Source organism: Cupriavidus gilardii (assembly GCF_013347325.1).
Classification (GTDB): domain Bacteria; phylum Pseudomonadota; class Gammaproteobacteria; order Burkholderiales; family Burkholderiaceae; genus Cupriavidus; species Cupriavidus gilardii.
This window is the reverse complement of record NZ_CP054624.1, coordinates 1,698,670-1,717,209: the sequence shown is the minus strand read 5'-3', so window position 1 is coordinate 1,717,209 and position 18,540 is coordinate 1,698,670. Positions and strand designations below refer to the sequence as shown.

Annotated in this window: 14 protein-coding genes and 2 pseudogenes; 10 read left to right on the top strand and 6 right to left on the bottom strand. The window is 67.3% G+C overall.

Translation table 11 applies throughout. From position 1 onward, the window contains the following. The first annotated feature begins 172 nt into the window (after window positions 1-172). From FOB47_RS07825 to FOB47_RS07795, 7 genes are all read left to right on the top strand, one after another. Window positions 173-1,648: an amidase gene (locus FOB47_RS07825; RefSeq protein WP_174780947.1), complete on the top strand. Its 1,476-nt coding sequence runs from the start codon at window positions 173-175 to the stop codon at window positions 1,646-1,648. Window positions 1,649-1,760: 112 nt separating this feature from the next. Then, window positions 1,761-3,095: an MFS transporter gene (locus FOB47_RS07820; protein WP_174780508.1), complete on the top strand. Its 1,335-nt coding sequence runs from the start codon at window positions 1,761-1,763 to the stop codon at window positions 3,093-3,095. Between the two features lie 259 nt (window positions 3,096-3,354). Further along, the gene (locus tag FOB47_RS07815) at window positions 3,355-3,810 is read left to right on the top strand and encodes a hypothetical protein (RefSeq protein ID WP_006575723.1); all 456 of its coding nucleotides are present in this window, start codon (window positions 3,355-3,357) and stop codon (window positions 3,808-3,810) included. Between the two features lie 154 nt (window positions 3,811-3,964). Beyond that, window positions 3,965-5,338, top strand: a complete 1,374-nt coding sequence (locus FOB47_RS07810; RefSeq protein WP_174780507.1) for a TolC family protein — start codon at window positions 3,965-3,967, stop codon at window positions 5,336-5,338. A 2-nt stretch (window positions 5,339-5,340) separates the two neighbouring features. After that, window positions 5,341-6,501 carry an efflux RND transporter periplasmic adaptor subunit gene (locus FOB47_RS07805; RefSeq protein WP_174780506.1) on the top strand — a complete coding sequence of 387 codons (1,161 nt, stop codon included), beginning with the start codon at window positions 5,341-5,343 and terminating at the stop codon, window positions 6,499-6,501. Between the two features lie 5 nt (window positions 6,502-6,506). Continuing rightward, entirely contained in the window at window positions 6,507-9,626 is a 3,120-nt protein-coding gene (locus FOB47_RS07800; RefSeq protein ID WP_043440510.1) for an efflux RND transporter permease subunit, read from the top strand. Between the two features lie 156 nt (window positions 9,627-9,782). Further along, window positions 9,783-11,003 (top strand): ISL3 family transposase, encoded by a 1,221-nt coding sequence (locus FOB47_RS07795; RefSeq protein WP_174780257.1) that lies wholly within the window; start codon window positions 9,783-9,785, stop codon window positions 11,001-11,003. A 21-nt stretch (window positions 11,004-11,024) separates the two neighbouring features. Here FOB47_RS07795 and FOB47_RS07790 read toward each other — a convergent pair whose 3' ends face one another. Beyond that, window positions 11,025-12,668: a hypothetical protein gene (locus FOB47_RS07790; RefSeq protein ID WP_174780505.1), complete on the bottom strand. Its 1,644-nt coding sequence runs from the start codon at window positions 12,666-12,668 to the stop codon at window positions 11,025-11,027. Window positions 12,669-12,850: 182 nt separating this feature from the next. On the opposite strand from FOB47_RS07790, the gene blaOXA reads away from it, so the two are divergent. Continuing rightward, a complete protein-coding gene (gene blaOXA, locus FOB47_RS07785) occupies window positions 12,851-13,768 on the top strand; it encodes an OXA-837 family class D beta-lactamase (protein ID WP_174780504.1) in 918 nt (305 codons plus the stop codon). 66 nt (window positions 13,769-13,834) lie between these two features. Here blaOXA and FOB47_RS07780 read toward each other — a convergent pair whose 3' ends face one another. From FOB47_RS07780 to FOB47_RS07770, 3 genes are all read right to left on the bottom strand, one after another. Further along, window positions 13,835-14,149, bottom strand: coding sequence for a GTP cyclohydrolase (locus FOB47_RS07780; RefSeq protein WP_174780503.1), 315 nt, complete (start codon window positions 14,147-14,149; stop codon window positions 13,835-13,837). A 26-nt stretch (window positions 14,150-14,175) separates the two neighbouring features. Then, window positions 14,176-14,520: a hypothetical protein gene (locus tag FOB47_RS07775; protein WP_315904302.1), complete on the bottom strand. Its 345-nt coding sequence runs from the start codon at window positions 14,518-14,520 to the stop codon at window positions 14,176-14,178. Window positions 14,521-14,802: 282 nt separating this feature from the next. Then, window positions 14,803-15,762 carry a chemotaxis protein gene (locus tag FOB47_RS07770; RefSeq protein WP_174780502.1) on the bottom strand — a complete coding sequence of 320 codons (960 nt, stop codon included), beginning with the start codon at window positions 15,760-15,762 and terminating at the stop codon, window positions 14,803-14,805. A 167-nt stretch (window positions 15,763-15,929) separates the two neighbouring features. Between FOB47_RS07770 and FOB47_RS07765 the strand changes: the two genes are divergently transcribed. Further along, a complete protein-coding gene (locus tag FOB47_RS07765; protein ID WP_174780501.1) occupies window positions 15,930-16,187 on the top strand; it encodes a SecDF P1 head subdomain-containing protein in 258 nt (85 codons plus the stop codon). 12 nt (window positions 16,188-16,199) lie between these two features. Here the strand turns inward: FOB47_RS07765 and FOB47_RS07760 are convergent, their stop codons facing one another. Next, complete coding sequence (locus FOB47_RS07760; protein WP_174780500.1) at window positions 16,200-16,820, bottom strand: ParB-like protein; 621 nt, start codon at window positions 16,818-16,820, stop codon at window positions 16,200-16,202. Between the two features lie 75 nt (window positions 16,821-16,895). On the opposite strand from FOB47_RS07760, the pseudogene FOB47_RS26375 reads away from it, so the two are divergent. Further along, window positions 16,896-17,090 (top strand): annotated as a pseudogene (locus FOB47_RS26375) (hypothetical protein); the annotation flags it as partial. A gap of 119 nt (window positions 17,091-17,209) precedes the next feature. Here the strand turns inward: FOB47_RS26375 and FOB47_RS26370 are convergent. Further along, window positions 17,210-17,302, bottom strand: a pseudogene (locus FOB47_RS26370) (hypothetical protein); the annotation flags it as partial. Window positions 17,303-18,540 lie beyond the last annotated feature (1,238 nt).

The window sequence follows — 18,540 nt, the reverse complement described above, 5'->3', positions numbered from 1 at the left end:
CGTCCTACACTATTGCATATAGTATACCGACACGGCACTACGACACCTCCGCTAGAGAGAGGCCCCGGGTGCTGCCGTCAGGGTCGCGGCATAACAACAGACAACAACAAGAACAGGAGCCGACGTGAGCCTGCCAACGTCCCCGTCCATCCCGGCCCGCGCCGGTGCTTCCCTGCGCCAGCAAACAGCCTCCGCCCCGCCCGCCGCGCGCTATCGCCCGCTATGGCAGGCTGTCGACGATCTCGCCGAGGGCCGCACCAGCGCCGAGCAACTGCTCGATCTTTGTCACGCCGCCTGGGCCGAACGCAATCCGCTGCTGAACGCCATCGTGCTCGCCGACTTCGATGCCGCCCGGGAGCAGGCGCGCGCCAGCGATGCGCGCCGCCGCCAGGGCAGGGCGCTGGGGCCGCTCGATGGCGTGCCGTTCTCCGTCAAGGAATCGTTCGACGTGGCCGGCTGGCCGACCACCTGCGGCAATCCGGCGCTGCGCGAGCACGTCGCGCAGCGCGACGCCACCGTGGTCCAGCGGCTGCGAAAGGCCGGTGCGGTGCTGATCGGCAAGACCAATGTCCCGCTCGGCCTGCGCGACTGGCAAAGCTATAACGCGGTCTACGGCACCACGCGCAATCCGCACGATCCGTCGCGCACGCCGGGCGGTTCGTCGGGCGGCAGCGCGGCGGCCGTCTGCGCCGGCATGAGCCTGTTCGACATCGGCTCGGACATCGGCTCGTCCCTGCGCAATCCCGCGCATTACTGCGGCGTGTTCTCGCACAAGAGCAGCCACGGCATCGTGCCGCTCAGCGGTCATGGCACCGGCGCGGCGTCGTTCGGCATCCAGGACATCAACGTCGCGGGCCCGATTGCCCGCAGTGCGCGCGATCTCGAACTGGTGCTGCAGACCATTGCCGGCCCGGAAGGCGCCGATGCGCTGGCCTATCGCCTCGCGTTGCCGCCGTGCCGGCTCGATTCGCTGGCGCAGTTCCGCGTCGCGGTGCTGCCCTCGCACCCGCAGGCCGAGGCCGACCGCGAGGTCAGCGACTGCATCGAGGGGTTGGGCCGCTGGCTCGAAGGGCAGGGCGCCAGCGTTGCCTGGCATGCGCGGCCTTCGTTCGACCCCGAAGAACTGTGGCGGGTCTACGTGCTGCTGCTGCGTTCGACGACCTCGGTCCATATGCCGGACGGCGCGTTCACGGAAGCCATCCAACAGGCCGAAGCCGCCACGGCCGACGACGCCAGCTACGCGACCCTGCAGCATGTCGGCGCCACGCTCGGCCACCGCGACTGGCTGCTGCTGCAGCACGCTCGCGAGCGTTTCGCCGGGGCCTGGCAGCGTTTCTTCGATGACTACGACGTGCTGCTGTGCCCGGCGGCGACGACGACCGCCTTCTCGCTGAACGAATCCGGCGAGCCCTGGCAGCGCCATCTGGACGTCAACGGCAAGCCGCAAGCAATGACGACCCAGCTGTTCTGGGCCGGCCATTCCGGACTGTGCGGACTGCCGTCGACCGTCGCGCCGATCGGCCCCGCCAGCAACGGCCTGCCGGTTGGCGTGCAGATCGTCGCCGGGCGCTACCGCGACCTGACCTCGCTGCGCTTCGCCGGCCTGCTCGAGGCGGCGGGCTTCGCCTTCCGGCCGCCGCCTGGCTGAGCACGCCTCGCTGAGCACGCCTCGCTGACACCACGCAAACACCCCACCGAATTCGCACGCCGCGCGGCTGACCACGCCGCCGCGATGCCCACACTGACAAGGAGCGACGATCATGCTGGACTGGTTCAAAGAGCTATCGCGGATGGAGCGCAAGGGGTTCTACGGCGCGTTCCTTGGCCATGCGGTCGATGTGTTCGACTTCATGATCTATTCGTTCCTGATCTCGACGCTGCTGACGCAGTGGCAGATGAGCAAATCGACTGCGGGCGCGATCGTCACGTGGACGCTGGTGTCGTCGCTGGTCGGCGCGATCGGGGCCGGCATGCTGGCCGACCGCTATGGCCGCGTGCGCGTGCTGCGCTGGACCATCGTGGTGTTCACCGTCGCCTGCTTCCTGTGCGGGCTGGCCAATTCGCCCGAGCAGCTGATGCTGTTCCGCATGATCCAGGGCATCGGCTTCGGCGGCGAATCGTCGCTGTGCATGGTGCTGGTCACCGAGATGATTCGCAATCCGGCGCACCGCGGCAAATACTCCGGTTTCACGGCCAGCAGCTATTCGTTCGGCTGGGGCGCGGCGGCGCTGGCTTATGGCCTGACCTTCAGCCTGTTCCCGGCCGAGACGGCCTGGCGGGTCTGCTTCTTCCTCGGCATCGTGCCGGCGCTGGTGGTGTTCTATCTGCGCCGCAACCTCGACGAGCCCGAGGTCTTCGTCAAGACGCGGGCCGAGCGGGCCGCCTCGCAGGGCTCCGCGTGGCAGGAACTGGGCCGGCTGGTGCGGCGGCCGCTGCTGCGCAAGACCGTGCTGTGCAGCCTGCTGTCGGGCGGCATGCTGGGCGCCTACTACGCGATCGCGACGTGGCTGCCGACCTTCCTGAAGACCGAGCGCGGCCTGTCGGTGTTCGGCACCAGCTCCTATCTGGCGGTGACGATCCTTGGCTCGCTGGTCGGCTATGTGGCCGGCGCCTACGCGACCGACCGGCTGGGACGGCGGCCGACCTATGTGCTGTTCGCCGCCGGCGCCTTCATGATGGCGCTGATCTATATGGTGATCCCGGTCTCCAACCTGTCGATGCTGTTCCTCGGCTTTCCGCTGGGCGTGCTGATGCAGGGGGTGTTCTCCGGCATCGGCGCGACCATCTCGGAGTCGTATCCGAACGATATCCGCGCGACCGGCTACGGCGTCTCGTACAACCTTGGCCGGGTGATCGGCTCGTTCTTCCCGCTGTCGGTCGGCTGGCTGAGCTCGGGCCGGACCTCGCTGCCGCTGGCGATCGCCATCGTCGCCGGGGCGGGCTATGCGCTGGTCGTGTTTGCCGCGCTGATGCTGCCGGAAACCACCGGCATGGATCTGGACAAGGCCGGCGGCGATGAAGCCGATCGGGACGAAACGGCGCCCGGCAAGGTCGGGCTGGCGCCCGCGCCGGGCGTCGGCGGCACCGTGGCCTGACCCGGCCGAGCCCGCGCAGATCGCGCAAAGCGGCGACAAATCGGGCGCAACTCGGTCGCAAATCACGCCGAACGGGCAGGGGAGCCGTGCCCTGCCCGATACCCAAATCGTCACGTTTTCGGGAACAACCTAGGGCTAACCCTGTCCATGCGATTGCATTCGGTTACAATGCCGCACTTGCGTCTTATTACGCAGAGCACTAACCGTCATATTTCTGGCGTAGTGCCCCTGCCCGCATACCGACGCCAACTTCCCCTTGATGCGAGCCTTTCTACCGTTTCTGATCGCGGCCTGCCTGTTCCTGCTCTCCTTCGGAGCGCAGGCCAGCACGCGTCTGGACGCGGCGGCGGGGCTCGGGCAAGGACAGATGCGCGTGGGGCCGCTGGTCTGCAGCATGGCCGCGGTCGCCGCGGTGGCGGCCCGGGCGGTTTCCAGCGATGACGACGGCAGCCGCATCGTCGCCCCGGGCGACGACGGCATCCATGCCGACGACGACGTCGCCGAAGCCGCCTCCCACCCGGGCTACTGCAATATCTGGTCGGCCGATCTGCTCGATCCGCCCGACGTGCTCGACGAAATCGAGGAATCGAGCGCGCTGTTCGCCTTGCCGGCGGCCCCGCTCGAACTGCCTTCCGGCGATGTCTCTCCGCCTCGCCACGGCCGCGCGCCGCCGCTGCCTGCGGCGCTGTTCAAGCCCCCCATCTTCTCCGCCTGATTGCTGACGCGCCGGTCCGGCTCCGCGTCGGACCGGTCGCGCCTCCTATCTGCGTGTCTTGCTCGCGGCGCTTGTTGCCGTGGGCCGTGTGCTTGTCGCGGTAACGCCGTCCGCGCGAAGCCGGCATGCAGTGGTCCGGCTTTTTCTCGTTGCCATGAAGATCTCTACGCTTACCCTGATAGCGTCGCTTTCGCTTGGGGTGTCGTCGGCCTTTGCCGCCGATGCCTTCTCGCTGGAGCAACTGCTTTCCCTGTCCCAGAACTCGAACAAGGGCGTGGCCGCCGCGCATGCCGGCGTGGACGCCGCCAGCGCCGCCGTCACCAGCGCGGGCGCCTATCCGAATCCCCAGGTCGAAATGATGTACGGCCGCCTGCGCGGCCGGCAGGCCGGCGTGGCCGAGGGCAACACGCCCAGCTTCTCGATCACGCAGCGGCTCGACTACCCCCAGCAGCGCAGCCTGCGCCGCTCGATCGCCGAGCGCAATCTCGACGCGACCGAAGCGGGTCTGCAGGCCTTCTACGCCGACCTCGCCGGCCGGGTCAAAACCGGCTACTTCGGCGTGCTGCGCCGGGAGAGCGAACTGGCGGCGGCACGGGAAGACCTGGCGATGATGAAGCAGGTCCATTCGCGGGCGCGCTTGCGCGTCGAGGTCGGCGAGGCGCCGCGCTATGAGCTGATCCGGGCCGAGACCGAGCTGCTGGCCGCGCAGAAATCGCTGCAGAGCGCCGAGTACCGCGTCGACCAGGCCAAGGCGGCGCTGCGCCAGCAGGTCGGCGGCGCGCTGCCGCCGAAGTTCGCGCTGGCCGGCAGCCTCGGCCAGATCCCGAACGTGCCCGATCTGGCGGTGATGCGGGAGCGGCTGAGCACGGCCAATGCCGAACTGGTCCAGCGCCGCATGGAGCTGGAGCGCGCCAATCTGGCCGTCGACTACCAGCGCTCGCTGCGGTTGCCGGAGCTGGCGGTGCGCGCCAGCACCACGCGCGAGCCGGACAACAGCGTGTCCCAGGTCGGCCTGGTGCTGACCATCCCGTTGTGGGACCGCCGCAAGGGCCCGGTGGGCGAGGCGGTCGCGCAGGCCACGCAGGCACGCAACGCCTATGAGCTGCGCGAATTCGAACTGGCGCAGGAACTCGAGTCGGCGTACCGCCAGCTCGAAATCACGCAGGCCCAGGTCACCGCGCTGGAGTCCGGCATCGTCCGTGAGGCCGAGAACGCGCTGCAGGTCGCGCAGGCGGCCTACCGCTACGGCGAGCGCGGCATCCTCGAAGTGATCGATGCCCAGCGCACGCTGCGCAACGCGCGCAACGAACTGATCGCCGCCCAATACGACCAGCAGATGGCCGTGATCCAGATCGAACGCCTGCTGTCGATGGCGCCCGGCATGTCCACGCCCGGCGTGACCCCGGGCAGGACCTCGGACGTGACTCCGGATGTCAGCCCGACTATGACCCCGGCCGTGACCTCCGCCACGACCCCGGCCATGACCCCGACCGCCGCGACCTTCTCCACCGAATCGAACAAAGACTGACCATGCGCCCCTTTTCCCTCCGTACCCTGGCGGTGGCTGCCGCCATGATGTTGACGCTCGCGGCCTGTTCCGAGGAGCCGCCGCCCGCAGCCGAGGCGCCCAAGCTGCCGCCCGGCGTGGTCAAGCCCGAGCCATCGCTGCAGCAGCAGCTGAAGGTCGCGCCGGTGACCACCAGCCCGTTCAGCGAGATGCTGCACGTGGCCGGCCGCATCGATTTCGACGAGCAGCGCGTGGCCCGCATCGGCGCGTCCGTGACCGGACGCGTGACCGATCTCTACGCGATGCCGGGCCAGGAAGTGAAGGCCGGCCAGGTGCTGGCGCGCCTGCACAGCAGCGAGCTGGGCGCCGCGCAGATGTCCTACCTGAAGGCACTGGCGCAATCGCAGTTGCAGGCGCAGAACGCCGAGCGCGCGCGCCAGCTGTTCGCCGCCGACGTGATCGGCCGCGGTGAGCTGCAGCGCCGCGAGAGCGAATACGCGATCGCCCAGGCCGAGATGCACGCCTATCGCGATCAGCTGCGTGTGCTGGGCATGTCGAAGGCGGCGATCGCCGAGCTGTCCAAGGGCGGCAGCATCAATTCGTATTCGCCGGTGTATTCGAGCATCAGCGGCACCGTGGTCGAGCGCAAGGTCGCCCAGGGGCAGGTGGTGCAGCCCGCCGATTCGCTGTACACGGTGGCCGACCTGTCGCGCGTCTGGGTCGTGGCCGAGGTGCCCGAGCAGCAGGCCGCGCTGGTGGCCGAGGGCCAGACCGTCGAGATCGACGTGCCGTCGCTGGGCGCGGGTACGGGCCGCAGCCGGATCGCCGGCAAGCTGATCTATGTGGGCCGCACCGTCAATCCCGAATCGCGCACGGTGCTCGTTCGTACCGAACTCGAGAACCGCGAGGGACGCCTGAAGCCGGCGATGCTGGCCAGCATGGTGATCGCCAGCCGGCCCACCGAGCGGCTGGTGGTGCCGGGCTCGGCCGTGGTCCGAGATGGCAACGAGGAGCAGGTCTACGTCGAGCAGGGCGAGGGCCTGTATCGCGCCGTGCCGGTCAAGCTCGGCGCCGAGAGCGACGGCATGCGCGTGGTGCAGAGCGGCGTCAAGGCTGGCGACCGCATCGTGGTCAATGGCGCGTTCCATCTCGATAACGAGCGCAAGCGCCTCGAGCAAGGTTGACCACGATGATCGAATCCCTAGTCCAAGCTGCCATCAAACAGCGGCTCGTGGTCTGCGTGATCGCGGTCGTGCTGTTCTTCTTCGGGCTGCGCGCCGCCGGCAAGCTGTCGGTCGACGCGTTCCCCGATGTGACCAACGTGCAGGTGCAGATCGCCACCGAGGCGGCAGGCCGCTCGCCGGAAGAGGTCGAGCGCTTCGTCACCGTGCCGATCGAGATCGCGATGACCGGCCTGCCCGGGCTGGTCGAGATGCGCTCGCTGAACAAGGCGGGCCTGTCGCTGATCACGCTGGTGTTTACCGATGCCACCGACGTCTATTTCGCGCGCCAGCTGGTGATGGAGCGGCTGATCGAGGTCGGCGGCCGCATGCCGGAAGGCGTGACGCCGGTGCTCGGCCCGGTGTCGACCGGTCTGGGCGAGGTCTACCAGTACACGCTGGACCGCGCCGATGACGGCGACCGCGAGCTGACCCAACAGGAACTGTCCGAGCGCCGCATCGTGCAGGACTGGGTCGTGCGCCCGCTGCTGCGATCGATCCCGGGCGTCGCCGAAATCAACTCGCAGGGCGGCTACGTCAAGCAATACCAGGCGCTGATCAATCCGGACCGCATGCGGCACTACGGCATCTCGGTGCAGCAGGTCTACCAGGCGCTGGCCAACAACAACGCCAACTCGGGCGGCGGCGTGCTGCCGCACTATGCCGAGCAGTACCTGATCCGCGGTGTGGGTCTGGCTCAAGGCGTCGAGGACCTGAAGAGCATCGTGCTGAAGGAGATCAACGGCACGCCGGTCTACCTGCGCGACGTCGCCGAGGTCACCATCGGCCATGAAGTCCGGCAGGGCGCGCTGATCAAGAACGGCCAGACCGAGGCGGTCGGCGGCATCGTGATGATGATGCGGGGCGGCAACGCCAAGGAGGTCGTCAGCCGCGTCAAGCAGCGCGTCGCCGAGATCAACGAGCGCGGCATGCTGCCCGGCAAGCTGCAGATCGTGCCGTACTACGACCGCAGCGAACTGGTCGACGCCGCGTTGTGGACGGTGACCAAGGTGCTGCTCGAAGGCGTGGTGCTGGTGGTGATCGTGCTGTTCCTGTTCCTGGGCGACCTGCGCTCGTCGGTGATCGTGCTGGCCACGCTGGTGCTGACGCCGCTGCTGACCTTCATGGTGATGAACCAGGTGGGGCTGTCGGCCAACCTGATGTCGCTGGGGGGGCTGGCGATCGCGATCGGCCTGATGGTCGACGGCTCGGTGGTGGTGGTCGAGAACGCGTTCGAGCGATTGGGGCGCAAGGATGAGCTGAGGCTGTCGAAGACCGAGGTGCTGGTCAAGGCGGTGCAGGAAGTGGCGACGCCGGTGATCGTCGGCGTCGGCATCATCATCCTGGTGTTCCTGCCGCTGATGACGCTGACCGGCACCGAGGGCAAGATGTTCGCGCCGCTGGCCTTCACCATCGCGATCGCGCTGGCCATCTCGCTGGTGCTGTCGCTGACGCTGTCGCCGGTACTGTCGTCCTACATCCTGAAGGGCGGGGCCGAGCACGATACCCGCGTGATCGCCTTCCTGAAGCGCCACTATCTGCGGATGCTGAAGGTGGCGATGGCAAACAGCCGCAAGACCGTGGTCGCTGCCGTCGTCGCGTTCCTCGGCACGCTGGCGATCGTGCCGCTGCTCGGTTCGTCGTTCATGCCGGAGATGAAGGAAGGCTCGATCGTTCCGGCGATCGATCGCGTGCCGAACATCTCGCTGGAGGAATCGATCAAGCTCGAGAAGGAGGCCAACAAGCTGGTGCTCAGCGTACCGGGCGTCAAGTCGGTGGTCTCGGGCGTCGGCCGCGGCGAAAGCCCGGCGGACCCGCAGAGCCAGAACGAATCGACCCCGATCGCCAGCCTGAAGGACCGCGACGAGTGGCCCGACGGCTGGACGCAGGACGACATCGCCGAGCAGATCCGCCAGAAGCTGCGCGCCATTCCGGGCGTGCAGATCGTGATGGCGCAGCCGATCTCCGACCGGATCGACGAAATGGTCAGCGGCGTGCGTTCGGACATCGCGGTCAAGATCTTCGGCGACGACCTCGGCAAACTGCGCGAACTGGCCGGCGAGGTCGCACGCGTGGCGGGCGGCATCCAGGGCTCGCAGGACATCCGCATCGAGCGCATCACCGGTCAGCAGTACCTGTCGATCGACATCGACCGCCAGGCGATCGCGCGCTACGGGCTCAATGTCTCGGACATCCACGACATCATCGAGATTTCGATCGGCGGCAAGCGCGCTACCGACATCTTCGAGGGTGAGCGCCGCTTCAGCGCCGCCGTCCGTCTGCCGGAGCGCTTCCGCCACGATGTCCAGTCGATCCGCCAGCTGCTGGTGACCACGCCCGACGGCATCCAGGTGCCGCTGCAAAGCGTGGCGAAGATCGAGGTCAGCGACGGCCCGGCGCAGATCAGCCGCGAAATGGCCAAGCGCCGCGTCGTGGTGATGATCAACGTCAAGGACCGCGACCTCGGCGGCTTCGTCGCCGAGCTGCAGCAGGCGGCCGACAGCAAGGTCAAGCTGCCCGAAGGCTATTACTTCGAGTGGGGCGGCCAGTTCCAGAACATGGAACGCGCGATGGGCCACCTGAAGATCATCGTGCCGATCACGATCGCCGCGATCTTCTTCCTGCTGTTCCTGCTGTTCAACTCGCTGCGCTTCGCCACGCTGATCATCACGGTGCTGCCGTTCGCGTCGATCGGCGGCATCATCGGCCTGTTCATCACCGGCGAATACCTGTCGGTGCCGGCATCGGTGGGCTTTATCGCGCTGTGGGGCATCGCGGTGCTGAACGGCGTGGTGCTGGTGTCCTACATCCGCAATCTGCGCAACAACGGCATGGACCTCGACGAGGCGGTGATCCACGGCGCCACCATGCGTTTCCGTCCGGTGATGATGACGGCAACCATCGCGCTGCTGGGCCTGGTGCCGTTCCTGTTCTCGACGGGCCCGGGCTCCGAGGTGCAACGCCCGCTGGCGGTGGTGGTGATCGGCGGCCTGATCACGTCGACGCTGCTGACGCTGGTGATGGTGCCGACGCTGTATCGCTGGTTCGACGACCGCAAGCCGAATCCGGCGACGGACGAGCCGGTGTAACCGAAGGCCGGGCGCCGGCCAGTGCCGGCGCCATGGTGGTGCGATTGGGTCCCCGTGCAGGCGGGGGCCCTTTTTTATGGTTCTTCGCAGAATTCCGTGAAGGGTTCCGGTTTTTCGTATGCTTGATGCCTGTTATTTCAGGGGTCAGGAGCGGGAATGCTGGATCGGAAGACGTTGCAGGCGCTGGGTTGCTGGACCGGATACCGTCTTGAGCGGGTAGTCTGGCCCGAAGGCGACAGTCGGACGCTATCGCTTTATCTGAAGCCGACCAGCAAGGTCATGCACTGCCAGGAATGCGGTGCGCGCTGCAAGCAGGTACACGAGACCACCGTTCGGCGGGTACGAGACCTGCCGATTTTCGACTATCGCGTCGTTCTACACGTGCCGCGCCGGCGTGTCTGGTGTGATCAATGTGGCGGCCCGCGGCTGGAGCGGCTGGATTGGCTCGGGCGCTATCAGCGCGTGACAGCGCGCCTGGCCGAGGCTTGTGGTCGACTGTTGCGCGACTGCTCGGTGCGCGCTGTCGCCGCGTTCTATGAGCTTGGGTGGCACACGATCAAGTCCATCGACAAGGCGCGCTTGCGCGAGGCGGTGACGGAGCCGGACTGGGCCAACATCCGCTATCTGGCGATGGACGAATTTGCGCTGCATAAGGGCCACCGCTACGCCACGGTCGTCGTGGACCCGATCGGCCGGCAGGTGCTGTGGATTGGCAAGGGCCGTTCACGCGAGACGGCGCGCGCCTTCTTCGAGCAACTGCCAGCGGGCGCGGCAGAGCGGATTGAAGCGGTTGCCATCGACATGACGACGGCATATGAACTCGAGATCCGCGAGCATTGCCCGCAGGCCGAAGTCGTCTATGACTTGTTCCATATCGTGGCCAAATATGGACGCGAGGTCATTGATCGGGTTCGGGTCGATCAAGCCAATCGGCTACGCCACAACAGGCCGGCCCGACGCGTTCTGAAGTCGACGCGTTGGCTGCTGCTGCGCAATCGGGCCAATCTGAGCGAGGGTCAGGCCATTCATCTGAACGAGGTGTTGGCTGCGAACCGACCGTTGATGACGGTCTACATCCTGCGCGACGAACTCAAGCGGCTGTGGTTCTACCGCCGCCCGGGATGGGCGCAGCGGGCATGGCACAACTGGTTTGAGCAAGCGCAGCAAAGCGGTATTGGTCCGTTACAGCAGTTCGCCCATCGCTTGAGCGGCTACTGGCACGGCATTGTGGCCCGGTGCCGGCACCCGCTGAACACCAGCGTCGTCGAAGGCATCAATAACACCATCAAGGTCATCAAGCGGCGCGCTTACGGCTATCGCGATGAGGAGTACTTCTTCCTCAAAATCCGCGCTGCCTTCCCCGGTATTCCTCGATGAACCTTTTTTATTGCGCGGCGCTCAATCGTCGTGCGCCAGCCGATGCACCGGTTCCGGCAGCGCGTCGAGCAGCGGCTTGCCGAAGTACTGCCGATCGCTGACCGCCAGCTGCTTCAGTCCTTCCCGCAGCCGCCGCAGCGCCTTTGCCGCCGGCTCCAGTTGCCCGGCATGCGCGGAATACCAGGCCAGTTCGAACCACAGGCTGCTCTGCTGCAGCAGCGGATATTTGCGCTCGCCGCGCTGCGATTCCGCCAGGCGCCAGGCGGCGACCTCGTGCCAGCTGTCCGGCCAGGCGGGGCCGGTGAAGGCGTCGGCGAACGGCCCGGCCAATTGGCGCAAGGCCGCCACGCCGATCGGTGCGGTCGCCTGGAATTCGGCCAGCGTGGGCCGTGGCGCGGTATGGCAGGCGCCGCGGGCGATGCGCATCAGGTAGATGGCGTTCCATGCGGACGGATGGCGGCTGCCGGCGCCGCGGCCCAGCCATTCCGACAGGCCGATCCACTGGATCGCGCGCTCCGCTTCACCATCGCGCAAGGCGCCGGACCATCCGATGCCGGCCTCGCCGAACAGCCATAGCGCCATGCCGATATTGGCGGCCACATGCTGCGCGGCATCGGAGACGTTCGATTCGAACGCCGCGGCCAACGCCTGATCGAAATGGGTGGCGGCCTGTTCGGCCAGGGCGCCGGCGGTCGCGGCGTCGTGCGGGGCGGCTGCCAGCGCATTGGACCGCTGGATCAGCGCGGCGAGGTTGTGCCATTCGAAGCGGACATGCGGGTGGGCCTGCACCAGCGTCGCACTGGGCTGGTTCTGCGCCAGCGCCTGCAGCACGGCCAGCGCGCCGGGCAGGTCGCGCTCGTCGTAGGCGCACCAGGCGGCGACGATGCCTTCCATCGCGTCGAGATAGTCGTTGCCGGCGATGGCATGACCGCGCCGGCGCCGCTTCAGTGCGCGCAGCATCTTGCGGGTCTGTGCGCGATCGCCCAGGCGGCGCCACAGCAGCGCCTCGTTCAGCGCGACGAACGCGTGTTCGAACTCGCTGGCGGCCAGCCGCCCGGCGGCGCGGAATGCCGTCAGCGCAGCGGGGGCGTCATGCCCGTCATTTCCACCTGTCCCGCCGGTCTTGGCCGCATCCTCGCGAGACAGCGGCGTCAACAGCCGTCCCTCACGCAGCGCCTGCTTGCCGTCGACAAAATGGCGCCAGAACGACAGGTCCGTCTGCGTGACCATCCGCTGCGGGACCGGCTCCTTGCCCTGGCCATGCCCGTCGCGATCGAGACCAAGAAACGCGGCAATTTCCGCCGCGCCGGCCGGAGCCCCGTCGACCACGCAGACGATGCGCTGGCGTTCATGCGCGGCAAGCCAGAACGGCCCCTGGCTGCGCCCCTCCAGATTCAGAAAACGCGGATCGCGGCTGGCGTCGTCGTCCCAACCGACCGCCAGCTCCCAGCGCGCGAAGTCCTGGAAGGCACGCGTGATCGCCATGCGCAGCGTGCGCGCATTGCTCATGCGCTCGCGCAGGTCGTCGGCGTAGACAAGCGGCCGGTGCGGCGCCTGTTGGGCCGCGTAGTGCAGCCGGACCAGCAGCCATACCGACTGGTAGGGCGCCCGAAGGCCATTGACGGTTTGCGGGGCGCAAAGCTCGATTAGCAGGGGATCGGGCATGGACGTGGGCACACAGAGTGGGAAAGGCGGTACTCAGGACGTGACAGCCGTGACAGTGGATGCAGATTGTCGCACGCATCGCATTGGACCGGCGCATGCCTGTGGCTACGATGCGGGCTGTCCAGTCGGTGTCGCGCCACGCCGCCCGGACCGGCGCGCCATCCCCAATACAAGGAGAGACCATGAAGTCCCGAAAAAACGAGCAACCTCTGCATGGGCAACGTCTGTATCGCCGCCGTCTGCTGCAACTGGCCGGAGGTGCGGCGTTGCTGCCGGCCGCCCGGCTGGTGCAGGCCGACGACATCGCCCGCGTGGCGCAGCGGGCCGAGACCGCGGCGCCAGCCGAAGCCATCCGCGATGATCTGATGTCGCACTTCCGCGAGCTCGATGTCGACGGCTGCTTCGCCATGCTCGACGTCAAGGCGAACCGGCTGTCGCTGGTCAACGCGCCGCGCGCGAAGACGCGCATGGTGCCGGCCTCGACCTACAAGATTCCGAACAGCCTGATCGCGTTTGAAACCGGCGTGGTGGCCGACCCGGATCAGGTCCAGCCGTACGGCGGCGGCAAGACGCGATTTCCGCAGTGGCAGCGCGACATGAACCTGCGTGAGGCGATCGCGATGTCGAATGTGCCGGTGTACCAGGGTGTCGCGCGCCGCATCGGCATGCAACGGATGCAGACGTGGGTCGACCGCCTCGACTATGGCAATCGCGATTTGGGCAAGCAGGTGGATCAGTTCTGGCTGCGTGGGCCGCTGGCCATCTCGGCCGTGGAGCAGACCCGTTTTCTCGCGCGGCTGGCGCAGCAGCAGCTGCCGGCCTCGCGGCTCAGCCAGCAATGGGTGCGGGAGATCCTGAAAGTCGAATCGGGCGGCGACTACGCGCTATTCGCGAAAACCGGCTGGGCGATGGACGCCGGGCTGAACCACGGCTGGTGGGTGGGTTGGGTCGAGCGCAACGGCGGCGTGTTTACCTTCGCGCTCAATATGGATCTGCAGCGCGAGGAACTGGCGCCAAAGCGCCTGACCATCGCGCGAGCGCTGATGGTAGAACTGGGCGCATTGCCCGCGCAAGGCGGGCCGGCGCGCAAGACGAGCTAGCGCGGGGGCTTGCCGCGCCTGTCGGATGACGACGGTGCGCGGGCCTGCACGCCTACGAGGCGCTGGTCAGACTGTCGCGTCCAGTTCCGACGCGCGAGCTTTCGCCGCGGCGGCCTTGCGCTTGCCCTTGGTGAAGCTCGACAGGCCGTCGATCACATCGCGCCCGTAGGCGACGGCCGCTTCGATCGCCTCGCGCGGGCTACCGGCGCGGTGCGAACGCAGCGCAGGCAGTCCGGTCGACGGCGCTCCGCCCAGGGCGATGATATTGATCGTCGCCTCGAAGCTGTCGCGCGCGGTGCCCGACTTGCCGGCCTGTTCGGCGGTGTGATGGACGTGGGCCGAGAGGCGATAGCCCTTGTAGACGGCGTGGTTGGCGTACATGGTGGACTCCTTGGTAATGCGCGCGCTCAATGGCGGCGCAAGCGCGCAATCGCGCGTTCGCCCGCTTGCCGGGCGACCTGCTTGGCCTGCGCTTCCGTGCGATGCAGCGTGTCGCGTACCGCGACATTTTCGAGCACCCGCTCGCGGCCGCTTTCATAGCGGCTGACGATGTAAGTGGCGAACCATTGGCCGGGGCTTTGCTGGATCGGATGGACGGCGACGGTGTATTGGTTTTGGTTGTGGTTTTGTTGTGGATTCATGTGATTGGAATGGGGCGGTCCCTTGCCCTGTCCGGTGGATCCGCGCGAAGGCGTCAGCGTGAGAAAGGACGCGTGCAGGCGGACTTCGGGCGCCGTGGCGCGTGGTGACACGCGCGACTTGCGACTTACCGAAAACGGCGATGGTCACTGCGCGTGATGCCGGCTCGGAGTGAGCGGGAACATCCGCGATGCGACGACTGATTGGGAACGCTTGGGTGGTGAATGCCGGACGTCAGGTCGGGCGGCGGGGCCCTTGGGGCCAGCCGGACAGTGTCTTGTCTTAATAATCTGTCCGGGTTTTCGCCTCTTGGGGCGAAGGCACACACTATAGCACGGTTACCTCGCGAGCACGGCGGCGCTGGAATTGCCGCCGTGCTGACGCGGGTCACATCCTCACAGATGCAGCACGCCGCGAATCGTCTCGGCCAGATCCTTCGCCAGGAACTTCGACACATAGGCATCCGCACCGACCTTGCGCACATGGTCCTCGCTGGCATTGCCCGACAGCGACGAATGGATGACCACCGGGATGCCCTGGAAGCGCTTGTCCGCCTTGATCTTGCGGGTCAGCGTGAAACCGTCCATCTCCGGCATCTCCAGATCGGTCAGCACGCAGGCAATCTCGTCGCGCACCGTGCGGCCGGCTTTTGCCGCATGGGCCGCGATGTCGTTGAGCTCGTCCCACGCTTCCTGGCCGGTCTTGGTCATCACCACGGACACGCCCATCGCGTCGAGACCTTGCTCGATCAGGCTGCGGGCGAGGGCGGAATCGTCGGCCGCGAGGATTTTCGTGCCCGGACGCAGCGCCAGCTTCGGCCCCACGGTCGACGGATCGACGTCGGGCTGGCTGGTCGGCAGTACGTCGCGCAGGATCTGCTCGACGTCGAGCACCTGCACCAGCCGAGCGTCGGGGGTGTCGGCATTGAGCTTGGCGATGCTCGTCACCAGTCCGCCCTTGGTGCTGGCCTCGGCCGACACCACCTCATTCCACTCCAGCCGCACGATCTCTTCGACGCCCTCGACGGCGAAGCCCTGCGTCGAGCGCGCGTACTCGGTCACCAGCAGGATGCCGCAGCTGCCACCCTGTGGCGCGCAACCAACGATCTTGGCCAGGTCGATCACCGGGATCACCTGTCCGCGGATGTCCGCCATGCCCAGCATGGCCGGTGCACCCCCGACGACGGTGGTGATTTTCGGCATTACCAGAATTTCGCGAACTTTGAATACATTGATCCCGAAAATCTCGTTCTGGCCGGAGCGCTCCGCATTTCCCAACCGAAACAACAACAGTTCGAACTGATTATTGTTGGTCAGGTTGGTCCGCTCGTCGATTTCCTTCATCAAGCCGCTCATGACGTCCTCTTGCTCCTCGCGACGCGCGCGTTGCCGGCGGCGCTATGTATCGTTCACGACACACGAGGGGAGGGCGGTTCGGTGGCCTCGGCCGCTCGCGGTACGGACCTTTAACGGACGTCGGCGGGCAATCTTGAGCGTGAACTTGGCTGCACCAAATTGGGGTCGTGCCCGTCAAGTCGAAGGACGGCAAGTCGTACGTGCGCTTCAACTTCACGCAGCCCGGCGCGCAGAAGCTCGCTGCGCTGACGCAGCGGTTCTCCGGCAAGAACCTGGTGCTGACCGTCGGCGGCAATATGGTGGCAACGCCGCGCATCGGCCGGCCCATCACCAACGGCGTGCTGTTCGTGCCGATGGCCAGCGAGCAGCAAGCGCTGAATGTGGCCGCCGTGATCGGCGGCGCCGGCGCGCCTGTGGCCCGATAAGGCGATCGCTGCCTACTTGCCGATATAGCCCGGCAGTCCTCGCGCCTTCGGACTCCTGGCCGCCTTGACGGCCAGCGCCAGCGCGTAGGCAAAGCACTCCGGGTTGTCCATCGGCCCGCGAATCTCGCGGCGGAAGAAGTCCGCCCATTTGAAGTCCGGATACGCCTGCTTGACCTTGCGGTAGCCGCCCGCGATGCGGGCGAACGCCTCGAGGCTGCGATACGGATCGTCGCGCATGCCGGCGACCGAGCGCGGCAGGGCCGACAGCGGCTGGCGCCGGCCGTGCTCGTCGTAGGGGTGGACCTGATGGCGGCGCAGCATGTACTCCCAGAATTCGTCCTCGGAGCGGTCGCTCAGGTCCTTGCGCACGAACACCGGGATGATCTCGAAGCCCAGCTCGTGCCACGCCCGCACCCAGTGGTGATGGTCCACGACCCACAGCACATGCTGCGGTCCCACCACCACGTGGATGCGATGCTTGTCGAAGAAGGCTTCGAGCCGGTCCTCGGGCTGACGGCGCGTCGTCTGCATCTTGCGCTTGACATGCAGCATGCCGACCGTGATCTGGGTCGGCCGCAGCTCCGCGATCGGCGCGCGGAGCTTGCTGCCTTTGGCGAGGGTCGTGGTGCCCACGTGCGCCGATCCGGCCGGGGTCAGCGGTTGGTCCCCTTGCCGGTCGAGCCGAGCCCGTCGCCGATATCGGGCGTGCTGCCGGAGGCCGAGGAGATCGAGCCAGATGTACCGGTGGTCCCCGATGTTCCCGACGTCCCGGACGTCCCGGACGTCCCCATCGAGCCCGTGGTGCCCGTGGTGCCCGACGTTCCCATCGTGCCCGACGACAGCGGCGAGCCGGTCGACGTGGCGGACGTGGAGCCCGAGGAGCCGGACGTTGCCGACATCCCGCCGCTGCTGCGATAGTCGCCGCCGGCTTCCGAGCCGGCGCCCGCGCTGCCCATGTCGCGCGTCACGCGGATCTGGTTGTGGACTTCCTGGACACCGAAGATCTCATCGGCGATATCCTCGATGACGAACTTCTCGTGCCGCTCGCGCACCGTGCCGGACAGCGTTACCGTGCCGCCGCTGACCTCGACCGAGACCTGGCTGACATCGACCATCGGCACATCGGACAGGCGCTCGCACAGATCCTCGCGGATGCGCTCGTCCGAGCGCTGATAGCCCTTCGGGCCGACGCGCCGGCGGCGTTGCTGTTGTCCGTATTGCTGTCCTTGCTGGCCGTACTGCTGCGCTTGCTGGCCGCCGTATTGCTGCCCTTGCCCGTATTGCGATCCATACTGCGACCCGTAGCCCGACTGATACTGCGAGCGCCCCCGGCCGCCGGATTCGTAGCTCTCCAGCCCATAACCGCGGCCGCCCTGGCTGGAGCCGCCATAGCCGGAGCTGCCGCTCTGGCGATAGCCGGGGTCGCCCGGATAGGTCCGTTGCCCGCCGCTGTACGACTGCCCGCCGCTCGAGCTGCTGCCGTAGTAGCCGCCGCCGTAGCCGGCTTCGTTGCCGCGACGCAGACGTTCCCGCGCCTCGAGGTCGCGCCACGTGTCGCCGCCGCTTCCGCCTCGTCCCTGCTCGCGCCCATAGCCGCCATAGCCCTGTATCGAACTTTCACCGGAGCTCTGGCCCATCCGTCCATCATCGCGGCCGGTATCGCGCACGCCGTACATGCCATAGCGCTCCACGCCGCCGCCGCTGGGGTCGTAGCCGGCATAACCGCTGCTGTAGGGGTTGCGCGCGCCGCCCATGTCGGTGGGGTCGTAGCGGCCCTGGCCGCCGCCGCGATAGCGGGGCGACGATTGCTGTTCGTACGAGGAACCGCCGCCGCCGCTGCGCGAGCGATCGCCGCCGCCACGTCCGGCACCCCATTCGTCGCGCCAGCGTTCGCGTTCGTTCTCGTAGCGTTGCTGGCCCTGGCCTTGACCCTGGCCGTACCGCTGCTGGCCCGAGCGCTGGCCGCCAGATTGACCGCCGTACTGTCCGCGACCGGTTTGTCCGCGGCCGTATTGCTCGCGACCGCCGTATTGCTCACGACCGTAATCGCCTTCGTCACCGTACTCGCCAAACCGCATTTCTTCGCCCATATCGTCACCGTCCTTGTCACGCCACCATTCGCTGCCGCTCCCCTGATCCCGCCCCGGACCGCTGCCGTAGCCACCGTAGCCGCCGGGGTAGCGCTGATTGCTGCCGTTGCTCATCTGTCCCTCCTTGCGTACCGAGTGGCGGCACGCGCCGCGCACTGCGCCGGACCATTGTCCGACCGGGCAAGGAACCGCAAGAACCGTACCGTTGTGCGCGAGGGGCGGCACGCGAAGCGACGCGCGTGGCCGCCGTGCCGGACATGCTC